At 59.9% G+C, this 20,287-nt stretch carries 14 protein-coding genes and 3 pseudogenes; 11 read left to right on the top strand and 6 right to left on the bottom strand.

Annotated features, from left to right (window positions below; genetic code table 11):
- Positions 1-791: 791 nt before the first annotated feature.
- Positions 792-1,211 (bottom strand): SET domain-containing protein-lysine N-methyltransferase, encoded by a 420-nt coding sequence (locus IF803_RS36520; protein WP_461195545.1) that lies wholly within the window; start codon positions 1,209-1,211, stop codon positions 792-794.
- Positions 1,212-1,528: 317 nt separating this feature from the next.
- On the opposite strand from IF803_RS36520, the gene IF803_RS36515 reads away from it, so the two are divergent.
- From IF803_RS36515 to IF803_RS36480, 8 genes and pseudogenes are all read left to right on the top strand, one after another.
- Positions 1,529-1,735, top strand: coding sequence for a hypothetical protein (locus IF803_RS36515; protein ID WP_461195544.1), 207 nt, complete (start codon positions 1,529-1,531; stop codon positions 1,733-1,735).
- 394 nt (positions 1,736-2,129) lie between these two features.
- A pseudogene (locus IF803_RS36510) lies at positions 2,130-2,475 on the top strand (transposase); the annotation flags it as partial.
- Positions 2,476-3,819: 1,344 nt separating this feature from the next.
- Positions 3,820-5,472: a class I adenylate-forming enzyme family protein gene (locus tag IF803_RS36505; protein ID WP_461195543.1), complete on the top strand. Its 1,653-nt coding sequence runs from the start codon at positions 3,820-3,822 to the stop codon at positions 5,470-5,472.
- Between the two features lie 2,031 nt (positions 5,473-7,503).
- Entirely contained in the window at positions 7,504-8,391 is an 888-nt protein-coding gene (locus IF803_RS36500; RefSeq protein ID WP_461195542.1) for an enoyl-CoA hydratase/isomerase family protein, read from the top strand.
- Positions 8,392-8,681: 290 nt separating this feature from the next.
- Positions 8,682-9,087, top strand: a pseudogene (locus tag IF803_RS36495) (transposase); the annotation flags it as partial.
- Between the two features lie 1,239 nt (positions 9,088-10,326).
- The gene (locus tag IF803_RS36490; protein ID WP_461195541.1) at positions 10,327-11,220 is read left to right on the top strand and encodes a beta-keto acid cleavage family enzyme; all 894 of its coding nucleotides are present in this window, start codon (positions 10,327-10,329) and stop codon (positions 11,218-11,220) included.
- Positions 11,221-11,233: 13 nt separating this feature from the next.
- Positions 11,234-12,781, top strand: a complete 1,548-nt coding sequence (locus IF803_RS36485; RefSeq protein WP_461195540.1) for a 3-hydroxyacyl-CoA dehydrogenase NAD-binding domain-containing protein — start codon at positions 11,234-11,236, stop codon at positions 12,779-12,781.
- Between the two features lie 189 nt (positions 12,782-12,970).
- Positions 12,971-13,384, top strand: a complete 414-nt coding sequence (locus tag IF803_RS36480) for an enoyl-CoA hydratase-related protein (protein ID WP_461195539.1) — start codon at positions 12,971-12,973, stop codon at positions 13,382-13,384.
- Here IF803_RS36480 and IF803_RS36475 read toward each other — a convergent pair.
- Positions 13,369-13,843 (bottom strand): annotated as a pseudogene (locus IF803_RS36475) (IS630 family transposase); the annotation flags it as partial. The gene IF803_RS36480 and the pseudogene IF803_RS36475 sit on opposite strands and share 16 nt — an antisense overlap.
- Before the next feature lie 373 nt (positions 13,844-14,216).
- Between IF803_RS36475 and istA the strand changes: the two are divergent.
- Complete coding sequence (gene istA, locus IF803_RS36470) at positions 14,217-14,999, top strand: IS21 family transposase (protein ID WP_461195538.1); 783 nt, start codon at positions 14,217-14,219, stop codon at positions 14,997-14,999.
- Here the strand turns inward: istA and IF803_RS36465 are convergent.
- The 4 genes from IF803_RS36465 to IF803_RS36450 form a co-directional block, all read right to left on the bottom strand.
- Complete coding sequence (locus IF803_RS36465; protein WP_461195537.1) at positions 14,915-15,766, bottom strand: hypothetical protein; 852 nt, start codon at positions 15,764-15,766, stop codon at positions 14,915-14,917. The two genes, istA and IF803_RS36465, sit on opposite strands and share 85 nt — an antisense overlap.
- Positions 15,702-17,060, bottom strand: coding sequence for a recombinase family protein (locus IF803_RS36460; RefSeq protein WP_461195536.1), 1,359 nt, complete (start codon positions 17,058-17,060; stop codon positions 15,702-15,704). The genes IF803_RS36465 and IF803_RS36460 overlap by 65 nt, the downstream gene beginning before the upstream one ends.
- Positions 17,061-17,433: 373 nt before the next feature.
- Positions 17,434-17,922 carry a helix-turn-helix domain-containing protein gene (locus IF803_RS36455; protein WP_461195535.1) on the bottom strand — a complete coding sequence of 163 codons (489 nt, stop codon included), beginning with the start codon at positions 17,920-17,922 and terminating at the stop codon, positions 17,434-17,436.
- A 198-nt stretch (positions 17,923-18,120) separates the two neighbouring features.
- Complete coding sequence (locus IF803_RS36450) at positions 18,121-18,330, bottom strand: DUF5372 family protein (protein WP_461195534.1); 210 nt, start codon at positions 18,328-18,330, stop codon at positions 18,121-18,123.
- A gap of 119 nt (positions 18,331-18,449) precedes the next feature.
- Here IF803_RS36450 and IF803_RS36445 point away from each other — a divergent pair, with 119 nt between their 5' ends.
- Together IF803_RS36445 and istB are read left to right on the top strand one after the other, a co-directional pair.
- On the top strand, positions 18,450-19,208 hold the full coding sequence (locus tag IF803_RS36445; protein WP_461195533.1) for a Mu transposase domain-containing protein: 759 nt from the start codon (positions 18,450-18,452) through the stop codon (positions 19,206-19,208).
- A 13-nt stretch (positions 19,209-19,221) separates the two neighbouring features.
- Complete coding sequence (gene istB, locus IF803_RS36440; protein ID WP_461195532.1) at positions 19,222-19,965, top strand: IS21-like element helper ATPase IstB; 744 nt, start codon at positions 19,222-19,224, stop codon at positions 19,963-19,965.
- Positions 19,966-20,287: the final 322 nt, after the last annotated feature.

Here is a 20,287-nt window from a genome sequence, read left to right as displayed (position 1 = left end):
TCGTGACGAACCAATCCACGAGATCTTCCTAGCCGACCAGATCAACCCTCAGTGCGTGGTCGCCGGATGACGCTCACGATTGAGATGCAGTTGATAGACGCCGACCCGCTCCAAACTCAGCCGGTCCGGCGCACAGCCGAAATGTCGGCTAAGCTTCATAGATACAGGATTGTTTAGTCGACGGCGACAGATTGCGGCGTCATGTCCTCAATAATGTTCTGGCGAAGAGGGCTCATCGTAGCCATCTAGGTCTCCTGTCTTGAGAGCGGTGCTGCGAAAACCAACCTCCTCTCAGACAGGACACCTAGTTCAGCAGGCTCCTCCCCATTCCCCTGCAGCGGGTTCGTTCAACCGTGGCCAGCATCGCGTTGGAAACGTCTTGCCGACATCAATCGAAAATCCGCATCCTCTCCGCCGTCGGCTACAACCTCCGCCTCGTCCTCGCCTGGCTGAGGATGTGTTGCGCTTAATCCTGATGCCCTCTGGGTGCCTCCTCACCGTCCAAATTGTGATCAAATCGGCGTCTTAACCGACGACAAACTGAACAATCCCATGTCCCAGGAGTATTCAAGGACCGGATCAACGATCAACGCATCACCATGGTACTAGTCTAGGTGAGGCTGATTGCACCTGCTGTCGCCCAACCGTCGTCGTGAGGAGGCATTTGCTGAGGCGAAGGATCCCGGAAAACGGCGACAACAGGGTGAACGTTCGACTCGGCAGTCAAATGTCTCTACATCGTCCAGTATCATACGATATCTTAGATCGACTCAGTCAAAGATCTTTGCTCTTCAGTCAACGAAGTTGATAGTTTGGGGATAAGCGAAGATATTCGAATAGCAGTGTGTTATTTCCTCATCCACCTTTATCCCCCTTGTTGCCACAATGCTCACCCACGCGCCGGACGCTTCATCGGTCCACACCAATCGTGCATTTGGGTTCGAGGAGTGGTTCACTATCGAGATCAAACCGAAAACAACGTAACCTGTCAGCGGATCTTCTTTGAGATGCCGATCATGTCGCACGAAGTAGTACTCGAGGACTCCCGTACGATCTAGCACCTTGGCTGTCGCATCATCAAATCCCCACGTCGGAGCGCGATCTATTACATCTCCAACTTTGAATGGAATATTTGCAAATACGCCACGACCTTTTCGTGGCACGGTTTTGACATATATGGCGTTGCTGCGATCAAAGACCTTATCGACCATCGTGTATTCCTTGTTGGTTCTGAACATTCACCGTTTTCGTTATGTCTGTTCATCCTGGCGGCGATGCGCGGCTGAATCAGCGCACGAAATGAGGTTGGGCCAGCGTGATGGGATGCCGACTGACGGGGCAATGCGCCGTCGGGCAATGCCGCGGGCGCAATACCAAACGCGACTTCTATGGCGAGAAGCGCAGGAACGGCACGCATTTCTCCAGCTGACGCCTGGCTGTTCCACAAGGGAGAGGGCGAGGAAGCCCAGCTTTGTCATATGGGATACTGATTACGGAAAACGGCTACGGGGTCATCGTCAATATGTGGGTGAGCGAGGCCGACGGCACGGCAGAGCGCGAGATGGCGGTCGATATGATCAGGAACAGCGCCGTTGGCTGCCACGAGCGCGGCTGTAACCCGCATGTTTCGGAGATCACCAACCAGGCGTACCGAACATCGGGCACCTCCTCGGTTGAGGCGAGCAAATCGTCGAAACCCGCGATCGGTCGCCTCTTCTCCGGGACGAGACTTTGAGCCCTTTATTGAACATGCTTGCCAGCCAACGCTCACTTTCGCAGCCAACATAGAGGATCCTCAAGCTGCTGACACCTACCAGGTTCTGTCGGTGAAATTGGTAGATCTTGCATGGAGACGGGGTCGGTTATGCCGATGACGTCGGCATAAGCTTTGTCGCTGTGTGGCTGAATTTGCTCACGTCGCTTGCATGAGATGGATCGGCCGTCGGTAAGTATACCTCGGCTCTGCCTGAATTGCCTCCCGTTTTGACCGGACATCGGCATTAGCCGGAGGAGCTAGGCCTAGGAGCCTGTCTGAGTATTCAGTTGTCGTCTCGAGGCCGTCGTGATTCAATTTCGGAATGAAAGCCTTTTGCAATTGGAATGTCGACTAGGACTGGTTTCTCCCATCATTGCTGAGCGAGTTAGTGCCGGCTGGTCATATCGCCCACTTTATCCGCGGCTTGGTTCGGAACGGCCTTGACCTCACCCCGATTCTTTCGAGTTACGACGACGACCGCGGATACCCGCCGTTATCACCCAGGCATGATGGCCGCCGCTCTCCTATATGCCAACACGCAGGGTGTTTATTCATCGCGGCGCATCTCTCGATGCTGGGAGGAGCGTCTGGATTTCGTGGCATTGACGGCAATGAACAGACCGGACTTCCGCACCATCAGTGATTTCCGGAAGCGTCATCTCTCCGCACTTGCGGATCTGTTTCTGCAAGTCCTGCGACTATGCCGCGGGCGCTCTATGGGGCTGACATTAAGGGGGCAATCGACAAAAGGCATTTGCAATGCTTGGAAGATGAAAGCTGAATTGATGAATTGATCGAAAAATCAGTGGATGCAAGTTTAGGGACGCGCTGCTCGGCGAGCGCTTCCGCAAGCTGCCAGCGCAGATTGGAAGCGCCATGTGACAAAGCATTCCGCTCGTCCGGCTGGATTGGGCGAATGCCAAGGCAGGCTGCCGGTTCTTCTCTAATGACCGGGTCAGCTTACGTCGGGCGCCACCGATCACCGTCCGCTCAATCGCTGGTATGCCGCCGATACGGTATGGCTATCGACATCCGGGTTTGTGCCGCACGGCAGCTTCAGGCGTGCTGGTGAGGACAACTGGATCGTGGTAGCGGCGACCGACGCGAACAAGTAGCGGAGGTTGCATTGCTAATCGGCCGCCCCGACTGTGCGATGGACGCATCGCTGCGATCTGCGGAAGCTAGCATCTGCTTCCTCGGTGCGATATAGTGCCAGTAGACAGTGGACGCGGCTCTGGTCGGCGCAAGTGAGCATAGCGTCGCTAGTGACTTCGCTCCTGTAACTCCCAATTGCCCGCTTGCGGCCGTCACGACCGCCAGCCGTCAGCCTCTCTTCCAGAAAAGGCGTGTACGCTTCATCCTCGGATCAGCCTCACGTGGGCCAGAACGAACTTCAATCTGAAAATAAGCCCGTGGGCGCGGTCACTGGCGAGATCATCTGCCGCAAGCTGCAATCCCATCGATCACGCTATCGCTCCACAATTGCCTGCGGCTTTTTGAACGTTGTCCGCGCCAACACCATCCTTCAAATACCTGTCCTCACCAAAGTAGGTAGTGCCTTGATTTCTGCTAAGGATGTACCATCAACTGCTACTAACTCGCCATATAGGCGCGGCGCAACTCATCACGATAGGGCAAGGTGCAGCAATGACAAGCGCATTAGTTCGTTGCACGTCTCACGCTTCCTTCAACGACGTCAAGGATATCACGAACGCCGGCTGCCCAAAAACGGACCACCAAGCTCTCGATAAGCCCCGGGCTACTCTGAACTGAGTCACGAGGTGTGCACAGCATCGTCCTGCGTTCTCGCCGTTCAAGATCGACGGTAGTTAAGGCTGCGCGTTGGAAACTTCGATCTCGCCAGACTAACGGCACACTTTGTCAAGGGTTGCGTCTCCGTCCCGCACATGCTGGACGGGTACGTCTGTCTGGGAAATCGGCGAAGCCGAGCGCTTGCCGGGGTAATCCGCAATCTCAGCGAGCGAGTTGTCTAATGAAAGGATTGCGACCGTTGGCAGAGAGCACAATTGTCCTTGTCCCTCTGAACCCGAAGGTTTCCATTGATGACCACCACACAATTGACACGAACCCAGTCGCAGGAACGCGTCGCAAATGCGTTGCGCAAGATCGAGGCGCTGGAATCCGCATATGAGACGATCACGATCGGAAGGCTGGTTTCAATGCGGGCGAGAACCCACGGCTCGACGACTGCAATCGACGTCTTCGAACGCGGCGAGCGCGCGACCTACTCCGAGATGGACCGATTATCCAACAGATATGCACATGCGCTGCGCGCCTTCGGCGTGCGCAAGCGGGATCGCATTGGGGTCATGCTACCAAATCGCATCGAATTCCCGATCCTGTGGTTCGCGATCGCGAAGCTTGGTGCGGTGATGGTCCCGATCAACATGCGCTACACTCCGAGGGAGATCGAATATGTTCTCAGCGATACACAGGCCAAGTTCGCCGTCGTCGACGAGGCGGCATGGTCAGTGTTTTCGGCGATGGAGCCGTGGCCGCTAGACCTTGACAAGAAGCGACTAATTCTCGTTGGACAACCTCTTCGTAGGACAGCCCCTACCCTCGATGAGTTACTCAAGGGACATGACGACTCTCTGGTGGAGGAGGATATCCGCCCCGACGACCTATTGAACATTCAATATACCTCGGGGACAACGGGCTTTCCGAAAGGCTGCATGTTGACTCACGACTATTGGGGCGTGAGCTCGTACCAGGGCGCGTGTTCGGACGGGCAGCCGTACCAGAGGTATCTGTCTGCGCAGCCATTTTCCTATGGTGATCCGCAAGGGCATCTTCTGAGGTCGTATCGACAGGGCGGCACGCTCTACCTGGCTCCGCAACTCAGTTCGACGCGGTTCATCGGTTGGGTCAAGCAGCACTGCATCGAGTGGTGCCAGTTTCCCGAGCTGATAGGGCGCCAAGCCGAGGCCGCCGACGATGACGGGGCGACATGCCTGAAGCAGACCCTGAATTGGGGCTGGAGTCCTGATCTGGTGCGCCGATTCCGGAAGCGGTTTCGAGTGCGCACCCAGGATGCGTACGGGATGACGGAAATCGGCTTCGGCACACTAATGACGAACGAGCTCGACGAGCTCGCCGACTCGGGTTCGGTTGGGATTCGCGCGCCTTTTCGGGCCCTGCGGCTGATGAACGAGGATGGCAGCCCCACGCCGGTTGGGGACGTCGGCGAGCTGTGGGTGAGGGGGCGTGGGATCTTCACGAGCTATTGGAACAAGCCGGAAGCAAATGGCGCCTTGTTTGAAGACGAATGGTTCAAGACTGGCGATCTGATGCGTCGCGATGAACTCGGCCTTCATTGGCTGGTGGGGCGCACCAAGGACATGATCCGCCGCTCGGGCGAGAACATCGCTGCACGCGAGGTGGAGGCTGTCATCCGCGAGATCTCCGAGATTTCAGATGTTGCCGCTGTGCCCGTTCGCGATGTGAAGCGCGCCGAGGAGGTCAAGATTTACGTCGAACTGAGGGAAGGCGTCACGCCAGATAAGCTGCCCGTCGAGCGCATTCTCGATCATGCTCGTGCCCGTCTTGCCGTGTTCAAGGTACCGCGGTACATCGCCTTTACTCCGGTACTTCCTAGAACCACCTCCAGCAATAAAGTGCTCAAACGTGAGCTGATGGACGTGAGCGATCCGCTCGCTGGCGCCTACGACACTGAGGAGAAACGCTGGCGCTGAAGCCGACCTTCACGCCAGCTCTCGCACGCACGCAGTTGCCAGTTCGATACTTCAAGCCGGTGTCCTGCCAGCGGCTCAACATCAGGGGGCGGGAAGTGTCCCGAGATCATTGCCTCTGCTGATCTTCTCGTGGTCGGCGCCGGACCGGACGCAAGTTCGGAAGCCACTGCCCTGATGGGGATGGACGTTCCCCTCTACATGGCTGGCACATCACCGCAGCGGGTTAGCAAAAGGGAGCGTATGGTCTAGCAGCTTCTGAAATCCGGATCCGGCGTTGAGGCAGTCCGCGAGCCTGGGGTCGATATCCTACTCGGCACCTGCGTCTGGGGGCGCTCGTCGATGGATCGGGCGTCGAAGCGCGACCGCACCGATCGCAGTGGCTGGAATGAGACGGCGCCTCGCTGCTGGGTTTCGATTGGATCATCATCGCGGTCGGTGCGCGCGACCTTTGCTCTCTTGGTTTAGAGGCGCCAAGCAGCCCGGGCGTGATGGGAGTGACGCGCCCCGTTTGGTCCAATTTTAGAGCATCCGCTGATCACGTTGCCGCGTATCCTGCAACCGTGAGGTGCGCGCATGTCTCGGCCGTCAAAGTGGGGCGGGACTTCCTTGAACAGCCCTCGACCGCCACGCGTTACCGACAATTGGGACGCAACCTGAAAGTCGCCGACGACGGGCGTAGATATTCCGGCCTGCATGGGAACGCATAAACCGGGGGTGATGACAACTGCGCGCGGCTTGATCCGCACTGTTGATGCCACTGATCTTGTGGCATCTGGCGCGATTGAGTACAGATCTCGCCGGCGGCGCCGATCTTCTTGCAGATTGATTCAGACCAAACATATAGGCGTCGCGCAAGATGGATTCGCGTCGATCACCGGTGAATGGCGCATTGCATCGTCAGAAATCGTCGGACGAGCGCGGAGGAGGTGGTGACCACGGCCCAGTAGATTGTCAATCTGCGGAACGCCTCCCTGAACTCGTCGAGAATGCGGCCCTTCTCGACGCGGCTCGACATACTGTAGCGACGCGTCAGCCCTTGCCATTGAGGAGCGATCTACGCGAGGCAACAGCTCAGGACAAACAAGCAATCTCTTTCGCCAGGACCGAGGCTGGCTTGCTTTGGATCGCCTGACGCAAGGCTGATTCAACTGTAATGTAGCCGTTCGTTCAGAGCCGACCAAGCCACTGATCTGGAATCGCGAAGGCTTTTTGAGCTTACAAGGCTTTGATGCTTCGCGGCTTGCAACCTTGCAATTTCGTTTTCGGGATTGAACGAGGCCGCTTGCACAGCATTGGATTTGTTACTGGACTGGGAGTGCCAACGACCTTTTTGTGGTCGACAGGCGACGCTTCGAATGAATAGACCGTGCAGTCGGATCAGCAGTGAGAAACGACCAGCGTCATCTCACTATATCCAATGGACGGTGCCGCGGCGCCGCTCTGCAAATTCCCTCCTTGAAAGAAAGTGTCGAGCGTCGTACGCAAGGGTTGTTGCCACGAGTGACTTTTCCGCCACGCCTAATCCACTGACACCACATACGTTCAACAGACTGCTTTCCCAAGAGCCTGCGCTTTAGCCGTTGGCCGGCAGACGCGGTCTGTATTTTTGGCTCCGCAACTCGGCGACACGGTCGGCCACGAATCTTGAGCCCCTCCTGTTTCTGGTAGTACTGCGTCAGCCCGATGCGCTTTATGGTCTGTCTCTGTAGGCGCCCAAGAGCTTCGGGAGCGGCGACAGTGTTGGGAAAGCTAGGGCGGCCGTGCGCCGTATCAATTGGTGCGGATGATGTCGCGCCAGCGCGAACTCGAGCAAACGCTGGTCCCACGTCAGCGTGCGACGACAAGACATATTTCTGTCTCACAGAATTGTATCCAATCACCAGCGAACTTTGCGGCTTCTTGGCATCCACAGGCTTTACAATTTGGTTGGAGGCAACCCACCGAGAGGAAAGTTGGCCGCTGTGAATCCCCATTTAAGCGCCGATGAAGTGAAAGGCGTGATATCGGCAATAAACCTACAGGAGGCAGCTGTTGGCGTACACATCTATTCTCTACCAAGCCGACGATCGTGTCGCGTGGATCACTTTCAATCGGCCTAGCAAACACAATGCGTTTTCGATCGAGCTATGCAACGAATTTCAAGATGCGCTCGCGATAGCGGAGCGCGATCCGGACGTGCGTGTGGTGGTGATCATGGGAGCCGGCGGTCAGGCATTTTCTACCGGCTTTGACATGGCCGAAGACAAGTTCCGGCCGTCATCCGGTGATTGGAGCTTTGATGATCTGATTAGGGCTTTCGATCACGGCGTCAAGTTCGTGCGTTCCGTGTTTCACTGCTCGAAGCCAGTTATCGCAGCGATCAACGGCTATTGTCTAGCCGGGGCCTTAGACCTAGGCATGTTCTGTGACGTCCGCTACTGCTCTGACGAGTCGCACTTCGGAGCAATCGAGGCCCGGATGGGGATCGGTGACACGGAACAGGCGGTGATGTCGCACCTGATCGGTCAGCGCTGTCGCGAGTTGGTTTACACAGGAGACATGTTCGACGCCGAGGAGGCGTACCGGCTCGGCCTCGTAAACCGTGTCTTTCCCAAGGATCGCCTTGAAGAGGAGGTCACGCGCATCGCGAAGCGTATGTCTCGCGTCGCACTGCCAACATTGGTGTGGAGCAAGAAGGCACTAAACAACACACTTCTCGTGGCAGGACTAGAGTCTGCTCTGCGATACAGCTACGCCGCCGATTTGATCATTAGAAAATCTGACTCCGAGTTTAAGCGCTTCCGTGAGTTGCAACGCGCTGAGGGTGCGAATGCAGCATTCCTATGGCGTGACTCAATCTTCGCGCCGTTCGAATCCGAAGCATCGTGGGTTTCCTCCCGCACGGCATCCAAACAGAAGACCGAAGATGGCGCTAGCTGAGTGGCATTTTAATTCAGACGATTCACTAACTGGCGCGTGACGGATCTACGCGACATTAATGGCGATACCGCGGTTGGTAGGTACTCCGCGGCGTTTGGGGTTGCGCGGATACGCCGGACAGCGACTTCGGCTTTCAGCGATTTAAGCTGTTAGACGCTTCCGTGATCTTCTCGAGCGCTCCAACGCTGGCCTCACAATTGCATCTTCCTGGAGATTCTGAATCCACGGGCGACCACGTCGGGATCTGATGATTGGTGGTGCGTCAGTTGAAGATATGCTGACGCTGTTGGCTTCGCAACGAGCCGCGCAAGACGGGGTGGATGCGGGCGGAAGCGGCGGCGATCCAGGGCCGTGGCGCGAGTAGGCGATTCTGGGTTGGGGACAGTGGGATGCCGACGCGTTGCACGACATTGTAGCGGTTCTGGTCGTCGACAAAGCTATTTTTTGAAAACATGGCAAGGCCTCGTGCGACGTCGCACGGCTGTACACTGGCTCGGCCAGCAAAATCACCACTTGCCAGATCGGAGGGGGCGCCGGCTATGTGTCGCGGCGTGGCCATGCCTTCATCGACCGGCGCTCTACCTGCAAAAGGAATGGACGGACGACCCCGCTCGCCTAAAGGCAGCGCATGTGCCGAGCGATGTGGGCTGTGTGACGAAGCCCAAGATGGCGCGTCAAATGATCGCTCGCGCGATGACCGAAGCATCGTTCTTCGTTCTTGGTCCGCTCGATCTCAGGAAATCCGTCGCATCGTCATCAAGCGTTCCCAGCGGCGCATCCCGCACGCCTACATCCTCGCATGGTCGTCCTGGCGCAGGGCTCATTAGGTCAACGCGCGAAAAGCCCATCTCAGGCAAGAGTGCAACTGTAATACTGCTGGAGATGTCCACTCATTAGGAGGAAATTCACTCTGCGCGATTGACAGCACGAGGTTCTTACGACTGGAAATCGTCACACCGGGATTCATTCTTCCGAGCGGATCGAGCATCGCCATGATTGACGACATCAGCTCGATGGCTACTCCTTCACTTAACCTTACAGCAACTCACAGGGGCAAGTACTCGGCAAAGCGCTCGCATGCGTTTCTTTCGGACGCTGGGATAAGCAATTCCCTTCAGGTAGAGGAATAGTGCGTCGAGGATAATCTCGAGTATCTTTAGGCTACGGAGGCAAGGCCACGCGGAACTTTGTATGACACTCCACCGGCGCTTCGAAAGCAACGCACAGAACACGCCCGGAGCACTGCAGAAAGAATTGTGGTACGACATTCTGTCAGAGTACCTCGAGCTGCGCGGCAGCACGACTGCTCGGCTCCTTGAAAGATTCCGATCCGCCGACTTCGTCGGCATGCAAGCTGTTCACTTGCCAGATCAAGTGCTTTTCCGGCGCGCCGCAACGATCCACCCATTGGCGGCATTTTGCCGACAAAGGAGCAATCCTCGGATAAAGCCAGCACAGCTTCGACAGCCCAAGTCGGTGCGTCTCCGCGATCGAATAATGTCGGACTGGCGACCGATGTCGAGCGCGTCAACCGTGAGTTCGCCAGTCGTGCAAGCTCGTCCCAAAGGCTCCCTCTATCGCAGGAGGCTCGATATTGCGATGCGAGCCGTGTCCGGTTGGCCACCGCGATGTCGAAAATGCGACGATCCGCAGCGTCATTCCAATCGCAGGCTGCTTCTTAGCCCTGCTTTCTCTCGTCAGGCAGCCCGCGCAAGAGCTCCCGCGAGTGGCACACCGCTTGCTTGGATGAGCACCACGGCTGCCAAGGAGCGTCACGACGGCGCTCTCGCAGGCGCTCCCGATGAGACCCGCTCTATGAACAAATGTGCTGTCGTGAGTGCGGAAAGACAGAAGTGTTGATCAACAGATGAAGCTCACGGCTCGTCTGGGTTGAATTGGTGTACGTCAAGGTTTCAGCGAGAGGAGAAGGTCAGGATGATCTCCGAGGTGTTCATTGCCTGCGCGGTCACCGGGAGTGGGAAGGCGCCGAGTAGCCCGTATGTGCCGGTGACCCCGGAGCAGATTGCGGATTCGGCGATCGAGGCCGCGCGGGCGGGGGCGGCAGTGGTGCACATCCACGTGCGTGATGTCGAAACTCGGTGTGGCTCGCGTGATCCGGCGTTGTATCGGGCAGTGGTGCAGCGCATTCGGAAATCGGATGTAAATCCGGTGATCAACCTGACCACTGGGATGGGCGGCGACCTCGTGCTGGGTGAGCCAGACTCTCCTTTGCCGCCGAACCCGGCGGGAACGGACATGGTGGGCGCGCTTGAGCGGCTAGTGCATGTGGAAGAGTTGCGCCCTGAGATTTGCACGCTGGATTGTGCCACGATGAACTGGGGTGCTCGCAGTCAGTCCATTATGGTGAACACCGCTGGGACACTCCGCGCGATGGCCGCACGCGTGAAGGAGCTCGGAGTGCGTCCAGAGCTTGAGGTGTTCGATACTGGTCACTTGGTGCTGGTGCGCGATTTAATCGAGGAGGGGCTGATCGGCGACGCGCCGTTGATCCAGCTATGCATGGGGATTCGCTACGGCGCGCCGGACGATCCGGCCGCTCTGATGTCGCTGGTGCACCAGCTTCCACCGGGGGCGGTCTACTCGGCCTTCTCGATAGGACGGATGCAGCTTCCGTATGCGGCGTTGGCTCCGTTGGTCGGCGCGAACGTGCGGGTGGGATTGGAAGACAACCTGTATCTCTCTCGCGGGCGGCTGGCGACCAACGCCGAACTCGTGCAGCGGGCCGTAGAGATTCTCGAGAGGATGGGGGTGCGAGTGATGCGCCCCGACGAGGTGCGTCAGAAGCTCGCGCTGAAAGTTCATGTCTGAAAGGTCAAGGTTCATGCCTGAGAAGCGGGTGCGAGCGGCCGGGCTGTTGGGGAGCGGGATCATCGGCGGCGGGTGGGCGGCGCGGCTTGTTCTCAACGGAGTGGACGTGCGGCTGTATGACCCGGCCCCTGATGCGGTTGAGCGTGTTCAGGAGACGCTGGCCAACGCGCGGCGGGCATATGGACGGTTGACGCAGGTCCCGCTGCCGGCCGAGGGTGCGCTAACGGTCGTGGAGTCTGTCGCGGATGCGGTACGCGGCGTGGAGCTCGTGCAGGAGTCTGCGCCGGAGCGCCTGGAGCTCAAGCAGCAGCTGCTTGCAGCCGCCGCGCGGGCGGCGTCGCCAGACACCCTGATCTGCTCCTCGACCTCGGGCCTGCGGCCGTCCTTGCTGGCGGTGGGGGTCGACCACCCCGAGCGTCTGCTTGTCGCGCACCCGTTCAACCCAGTGCACCTGCTGCCCCTGGTTGAACTGTGCGCCGGCCAGAGCACGGCGCCTGAGACGGTGGTGCGGGCGTCGGAGATCTTTCGGGCGGTCGGGATGCACCCGCTCGTGGTGCGCAAAGAAGTGGAGGGGTTCATCGCGAACCGCCTGCAGGAGGCGATGTTGCGCGAGGCGTTGTGGCTGGTCCACGACGACGTGGCCTCCGTGCAAGAGATCGATGATGCGATCTGCTATTCGTTCGGACTGCGCCGCGCTGTCGTGGGCCCGTTCAGCATCGGAGGCGGCGGAGCCGCCATGCGCCACTTAATGGAGAAATGGGAGCCCGAGCTGAGGTCGCCATGGACCAAGTACACCGACATCCCCGAGCACAACGAGGCCTTCCTGGACAAGCAGTCAGACGCACGGGACGACAACCTGACGATCGCTGAGCTCGAACAGAAGCGCGATGACTGCCTCGTGGCCGTGCTGCAGGGGTTGCGCGCGCAGGGCTACGGCGCAGGCGAGACGCTCGCGCGCTGGGAGCAGGGGCTACGCGACCGCGCGCCCCAGCTCATTAAGGGCTCCGGCTCGTTGCGGATGACGCGACAGATACCGTCTGATTGGATCGACTACAACGGCCACCTCGCTGAAAGCCGCTACCTCCAGCTCTGCGGCATCGCTGCGGACAACTTGCTCAACTTTGTCGGCATTGACAGTGAGTACCGCTCGAAATTCGGCAGCTACTACACGCTTGAGACGCACTTGTCCCATTTCGGGGAACTGTACGCCGGCGACCGCGTCCTGGTGCTCACGCAGGTTCTCGGCGCCGACGGCAAGCGCCTTCATCTCTTCCACGTGCTCAAGCGCGAGGGTGACGAGAAGCCGGCGGCCACGGGCGAGCAGATGCTGATCCACGTTAAGCCCGACAGCGGACGCAGCGGACCCGTGCAGGGGACTGTGCGGGAGCGCATGCTAGAGCTAGCGAGCCTGCACGCGGATCTGCCCCGTCCTGAACGCGCTGGGGCAAGCATCCGGCTGCGCTGCGACGGAGACTCACCGGCAGCAAAGCCCGTCGACATGAATCGAAAGCTTGCCGGCAGAGCGTCGGGCGAGCGCCTCGAAGGCGACGCGAAGACTTGATCCGCGAAGTCACGCTGTGACCGGCCGCCGGCCAACCCCATCGACCGCGAGACGTCACGGCTGATGGGCGATACGCTCCAGGCGTTCCGCGACGATCCGGACCTACGCGTCGCGGTCGGGCGGCATACGCCGACTGGGGTATCGGTTGATTCGAAGTGCAGGATCTGCGCGACCTCGACAAGCCGGTGATTGCCCGCGTTTGACGGCAAGGCAATCGGCGGCGGGTTCGAGCTGACACTCTCCCGCGATCTCATCTACGCATCTAATCATTCCTGCTTCGTGCTACCGGGGCTGGCCGATGCCGTAACGATCGATCTACCCAAACGCGTCCCCTATCATGTTGCAAAGAGTCTCTGCTCGCCGGCCGCTGGATGGATGATCGCCGAGGTGCAGCGCTGGAGCCTGGTCGAGAAAGTGTTGCCCCAAGGAAAAGCTCAAGGCACGGGGTCTGGGAGCTCGCGCGGCTGCTCGCCGCTGGTCCTTGCCTGCCGCGCGGCAATCAGGCTGGACTTCCCATCCAAATTGTCGCGCCATAGCTTCGCTCTTCAGATCAAAAAGCCATCTGACGACACTAGAGCAGATTCTGATCAGACGCGATCATAGCCGGCTGCGGCGAAGAAAGTTCAGACACTCTTGGGCGGTGAAGGCGGCTAAGGCGACGGCGATAGCGTTGACCAAAGCCTCGATTAATCTGGCGGCCGCCTTTCGAAGGGCGGCTTTGACCTTGGCGAAGGCCATTTCGATCGGATTGAGGTCGGGCGAATGAGACGGCAGATAGAGGAGCCGGGCGCCCGCTGCATCGATTGCGATGCCGACCTCGGCCCGCTTGTGTGCCGCGAGATTGTCCATCACCACGATGTCGCCGGGCCTGAGTGTCGGCACGAGGACTTGCGTCACGTAAGCCTCGAACGCCGAAACATCCATGGGGCCATCGAGAACCATCGGCGCCGTCATGCCAGTCGGCCTGAGCGCGCCGACGAAGGTCGTCGTCTTCCAATGACCATGCGGGAGCGCCGCAACACAGCGCTGGCCGTACGGCGAACGGCCATAGAGCCGCGCCACCCGAACAATGCGAAGGCGAAGGTCCGGCGAGAGGGGTTTAGCCATGGGGGCTGGCCTCCATCACCAGCCCTCAGGGTGAATCATGATCCGCGATTCACGGGAATCTTGAGGGTTCTGTGAGGTCTCGTGGCAGGCGTGCGCGTTCCAGACGATCGTGATCACCAATTCCAGGCCATCGTGATCACTCATTCCAGAGCATCGTGATCACCGTTTCCAGGGGATCGTGATCACCAATTCCACAGGATCGTGATCGCTATTTCCAGCTGATCGTGATCGGGGACAGCGAGCCGGACACCACTGACAGTCTGCAACCCAGGTAGCTTGGTCTTTTGCCCGACAGCAGAGGATCGAGATGCCGACAGAGAGACTGTCCATGCGCCATATTCGCGAAGTTTTACGCCTGCACTACAGCGTCGGCATGTCGCAGCGTACGGTTGCCCGCAGCCTCGGCCTGGCCCAGGGCACGGTCTGCAAGTACCTCAACCTGGCACGCCGCGCAGGTTTGACCTGGCCGTTGCCGGCGGAGCTCAATGACGATATCCGGCTCGAGAACCGCCTGTTTCCGCCACCGTCCGATCTGCCCAGCGACGAGCGTCCGCAGCCGGATTGGGCCCTCGTTCATCGCGAGCTGCGAGGGAGGAACGTCACGTTGATGCTGTTGTGGGAGGAGTATTGCGACTCCAAGTCCGACAGTTTCAGCTATTCGTGGTTCTGCGAACGCTACAGGGAATGGGCTGGCCGCCTCAAGCCGACCTTGCGCCAGGTCCACGTCGCCGGCGAGAAGCTGTTCGTCGACTATTCCGGCCACACCATGGAGGTGGTCGACGGGCTCAGCGGCGAGGTGCGCAGCACGCAGATCTTCGTCGCCGTGCTCGGTGCTTCCAACTACACCTACGCCGAGGCCAGCCTCAGCCAGAGCCTGCCGGACTGGATCGGCTCCCACGTCCGGGCGTTTACCTATTTCGGCGGCGCCGCCCGGCAAACTGTGAGCGACAATCTCAAGGCCGGCATCACCCGGGCGTGCTTTCACGAGCCGATGGTCAACCGGACCTATGCCGATCTCGCCCGCCATTACCGCACTGCCATCGTTCCGGCACGGCCGCATCGGCCACGCGACAAGGGCTCAGACTCATACTGCACCTCGTCAGTTACGTGAGGATGAAGTTGCGGGATCGACCTGTAGTCGCGTTTGTGGATAAACTTTCCCGGCAGGCCTTCGGGCGGAATCTCATAGAGGAAGTCGCCGCGATCGTTGATTGGATGTGCGCGTAGCAGGCCGCGTCGGCGCCACAAGTGGACGGTCGAGGCCACAACGTTGTAGCGAGCCGCGACGTCCTGCGGGGTCAGCAGTCCCTGCGCGAGCAGACGCTCACGTCGATCGGTAAGGTGGTAGGTGTGGCGAAGCCGCCCAATGCGCGTAGCTGTCCAAGGGGTGCTCACCACGGTCCGCACGCCACGCTCGTTGAGCAGGCCGGCGATCTCCTTGTCCGTGTAGGTATCGATGAGGCGGTCGATCTCCTCGATCACGGCGGCGTCTGTCGTGCGCAACTCGACACACGACTTCGGCAGCGGTAAATCCAAGGAGCGCGTCGCGCCGCCGACGAAGCGGATATCGACATGGAGCGTATCGCCCTTGCTGAGCGTTATGTCCTCGATCAGCAGGCGAAGCATGTGCTTTTTGTCTTTCATCTGAGTGCGCGGATTGCGCCAGAGGCGGGGGAAGTCGGTGGCGAGGGCCATCAGCTCCGTACGCTCGGCATCGGTCACGACGCCTACATCGACCGCCGAGGCTTTGTCGTAAGCGTCCTGTGCCGCGGCGAGCGCGCGCAGCTTCGTGTTCCAGTCGGCTTCCAGGGCGTCAGCCACCAGGCGGTTGTCGGGATCGACCCTTGAGGAAGCGACGCTGCGCAAGTTCTGCATCATACTTCGCTCGCTCCACGTGCTGACGGCGCAATCGATCTGCTTCGTCCTGACGGTTGGCAAGCTCCTGCTGCACGCTGAGAGCGACTTCGATCGCCAGTGGCGTCATCGCCTCGATCAGGATGTCGCCGATCGCAGCATCGAGCGCGCTGCCATGCACGGTCTGACACAGGCCGATCTCGCCTCGGAACATTGGGCGGCGGCCACACCAGTAGCTCGGCACTTGTTGGTTGTGGTGATGGTGATAACGCACCGACATGCGCTCGCCGCAGCTCCCGCAGATCACAAGACCTTGCAGCAAGGCTGTTCCCTCGCGCGGCGGGCCCCGATGCCGCTCGGTACTCCAGGCCAACCCATTACCCTTCACACGGTCCAGGTTCGATCGGTAGTCCTCCCAGCTGATATAGCCAGGATGGACGTCGCGGAGCAGGATCCACTCTTCGCTTGGAACCTGCCGCGAGGTGTACTTGCCGCTCGGCAGACGACGATGTTTGGTCCGACCGAACACGAAGGCGCCGGCATAGCGCGGATTATGGATGATCTGCCGTGCGCGACAGTGCAGGAGCTCAGCCCACACGAGTTCGCCCTTGTGCGCGCCACTTCTCAAACGACGCGGGAACAGCAGTTTCTTCGCGTGGAAGTCCTTGACCACTGCCAAACACGAGCCCGTGCGCCTGAACGTGTCGAAGAACAGCCGCACGGCGGCCTGCACCTGGATGTCCGGATCAAGGATAACACGCTCGTGTGCATCATGCACAAAGCCGACCGGGACCATCTGCTTGAGCTCGCCGCGGCGGGCGCGACTGAGAATCCCGCCGCGAAGTCGCGCCTTGAGCACATGAAGTTCGGCTTCACTCATGGTTCCCTTTAAACCCAGGAGGAGGCGGTCATTGAAGTGCGCTGGATCATACAACCCGTCTTCGTCCAGGATCAGTGTGTCAGCGAGTGCACACAGCTCGAGCAATCGATGCCAGTCGGTGTTGTTGCGCGCAAGGCGCGATACCTCAAGTCCGAGTACGATCCCGACACGGCCCAGGCCAACCTCACTGACCAGACGCTGGAAGCCCTCGCGGTCGGTCGCGCTGGCACCGGATTGCCCGAGATCGCAATCGATGACCACGATCCGATCAAGCGGCCAACCGAGCGCGACGGCACGATCGCGCAGCGCATACTGGCGCTGCGTACTCTCGGTGTTCTCGAAGACCTGGCGCAACGTCGACTGTCGCACATACAAGTATGCCATGCGCGACAAATGCGTGGCAGTGATGTTCTGCGAGGCCTCACTGTTCATTGACATGATCGATATCCCTCCCTCGGTATGGGGTGTTCGACACAACGCGTCGAGAGAACCAGATTGGTCAAAAGCGCGGTCAGATCGCGGTGAGGCACACTGCCGAGCCACGCCGGCGCAGAGTCGTACGCGCCGGGAGGTTCGGCCGCAGGCACCTCCGCGGGGGGTGTGGGGTGTCGCACGCCTGACGCCCGGATAACGCCCTCCAGCGCCTTGAGCCAGCCGGGCATCCCTTCGTACAGCAGCAAGGCAAGACCCACGCCGCGGGGCTGGCCTGCTGCGCTCGTCCCGCCGGGACTGGCCTCCGCGGCGATGACCTGTGAACGAAGCAGCTCGTAATGGGCTACATACTGCGCAGGATCGAGCGCAGCCGCTTCGGCTATCGTGGGCGTTTTTTTTCCTGCCGCTTCAGATAGGGGAGCAGACGTCGCAGGATGCTGCGCGGGTGGGCATGAATGCCGCAACGTTCGGCCAAGAGCTCGGCCAACTCTGCACCGCCTGGCATGTGTTCCGCCTCGCGCACCGCCTGCGCCAGCACGGCAAGGGCGTCCTCGGTAAGCTTGTGCGGGCGCTTCGGCCCGCGCTTGCGCGGTAACAGGCCCGGCAGACCTTCGCGATTGAACAGCTCCCAGGTCACGTAATAGACCGGCCGGGACAGTCCAAAGGCCTCTGCCGCATCCACCACGGCGCGCCCCTCCTTTGCGACGCTGCGGAGCATCTCGTACTTGACCTGGACCAGATCGTTCGGATCGAAGAACGCACTGCCGCGGAAGAGCGGATCGGTCACAGCCTGAGGGCGGGGGTGGGTAGCGCCGTATGCCTGCAAGGCCTGCCGGCGCCGCGCCCGTTGACGTGAATCTGCTGCCATCCGGCCTCCTTGAAGCGCGAATCGCGTTTCTGTCTTGATAATTATATACAACATATGGATGACGATCAAGAGGAGAAGATCTCGCAATCAGATAATATCCTCTTATATCGGCGATAAATGGATGCGACCCGCCTATCGACTCACACGTCGCTGTCAACGCGCGAACATATTTTCCAAGACAACCTGCATATAATTTGCCTAACATGACGGCGCCTCCCCTTGCTGCCGCCACTCATCGATGAGCTTGCGCAGCTCACGCAGTTGATCGGTTCGGAAGAAGGCGCGACCAGCACCAACCGTGACTACGAGGTTGGGCTCGATAACGTCAGTCCATTCGACCGGAAGTGTGCGCAGCCTCCCTTCGGGGCCTGCGTACAACACGCGGTCTCCGCCCCAGTTGTTGCGCACGGCAAGCAGATCGAACGTCTGTCCTCGTAGCGGATGGAACGGATGCGTGACCGTAAAAACTTGCGCGCCATGCTCATCACCATATGCAATGCGCGCTAGACTCCAAGGCCAAGGTCGAGGTGGGCGTCCAAATCGTTGGGCGATGGATTCTGGCGCGCCTGCGCAACCGCCGTTTCTTCTCGCTCGCCGCCCTCAACGAGGCGATCCACGCATTGCTCGTCGATCTCAACAACCGACCGCTGAGGAGCTGGGGACGAAGTCGGCGCGAGCTGTTCGAGGAGCTCGACCGACCGGCGCTGATCCCCTTGCCCGACGAGCCTTACGAGTACGCTGAGTGGAAGCGCTGTCGGGTGAACCTCGATTATCATGTCGAGATTGCCAAACATTACTACAGCGTGCCTCACAACCTCGTGCATGAAGAGGTCGAGGCACGGATCACCCTAAAGACCGTCGAGATTTTCCTGCGCGGCAAGCGCGTCGCCTCCCATCTGCGCAGCACTCTGCCGCATCGACCAACGACGATCGCCGAGCATATGCCGAGCTCGCATCGCCGCTACCGCGATTGGACCCATGAGCGTATTCGTTCCGAAGCCGGCAAGGTGGGCCCCGACGCCGAGACCCTGATCGAGGTCATCCTGCGGTCGCGGCCGCATCCGGAACAGGGCTTCCGCTCGGCCATCGGCATTCTCGGGCTGGTTAAGCGCTTTGGCCACGAGCGCGTCGACGCCGCCTGCGCCCGTGCGCTGCTGCTCAATGCCCGTTCCTACAAGTCGGTGGCCGCTATCCTCAAGAACACCACCGACAAAACCAGTCCTCCTGCCCAGGAGTCGCCCATCCTCCTCCACGCCAACATCCGCGGCCGCAATTACTACAACTGATCAGGAGATCATCGTGCTCATTCATCCGACCGTCGAACGCCTGCGCGCACTCGGCCTCACTGCCATGGCCGATACCCTCATCGAACTGCAGAACAATCCCGAGGCCGCCGAGATGCCGCACCCCGATTGGCTCGGTCTCCTCGTCGATCGCGAGGTCACCGCCCGCGACAACCGCCGCCTCGTACGGCGCTTGAGCAGTGCCAAGCTCCGGCAGGCTGCCACCGTCGAGAATGTCGACTATCGCACCGCTCGTGGTCTCGACCGTTCGCTCTTTCAGAGCCTCGCCACCTGCCAATGGATCCGCGAGCACAACCATCTTGTCATCGTCGGTCCGACCGGCACCGGCAAGTCCTGGCTGGCTTGCGCGCTCGGCAACAGAGCCTGCCGCGATGGCTTCTCGGTCCTCTACAAGCGCGTCCCCCGCTTGTTCGCCGATCTCGCCCAGGCGCGTGGCGAAGGCCGTCTCGCACGCCTGATCGCGGCGCTGGAGCGCGTCAACCTGCTCATCCTTGACGACTGGGGACCCGAAGCGCTCAATGCCGACCAGCGCCGTGACCTGCTCGAGATCGTCGATGATCGCTACGACAAGGGATCATTGTTGATCACAAGTCAGGTCCCGGTGTCGCAATGGCATGACGTGATTGCCGATCCCACGCTCGGAGACGCCATATTGGATCGCATCATTCACAACGCCCACCGCATCGAGCTCAAAGGCGACAGCCTGCGTCGGCGGGCCGACGATAGGACAAACGCGTGACCACCGCGCGCCCGATCGTCCCACCGGCCCACAGGTCCCTCCCGCGCGCGCCGCTGCGTCGCTCGTGGGGCCACTCCGCGCCGCACGCGGGTCCCTCCCATGGACCGCTGGACCGATCTCCAAACCCTCCCGCCCGTCTTGACCAGGAAGACCATTTCCAGCACACATAAACACGTCAGTCGTGTTCGCCTCCACAAGTGATCACCATCGTCTGGAAACCGTGATCACGATGGCCTGGAATCGCTGATCGCCATCCCTGGAATACGCAGGCAGGCGCGAGCCGCGCGCTCTGTCAGGCTTGCGACCTCATAGAAGCCGGATT

Source organism: Bradyrhizobium sp. UFLA06-06, from assembly GCF_054820065.1.
The sequence above is the reverse complement of the archived record's forward strand: the minus strand, read 5'-3'. Positions and strand labels throughout refer to the sequence as shown.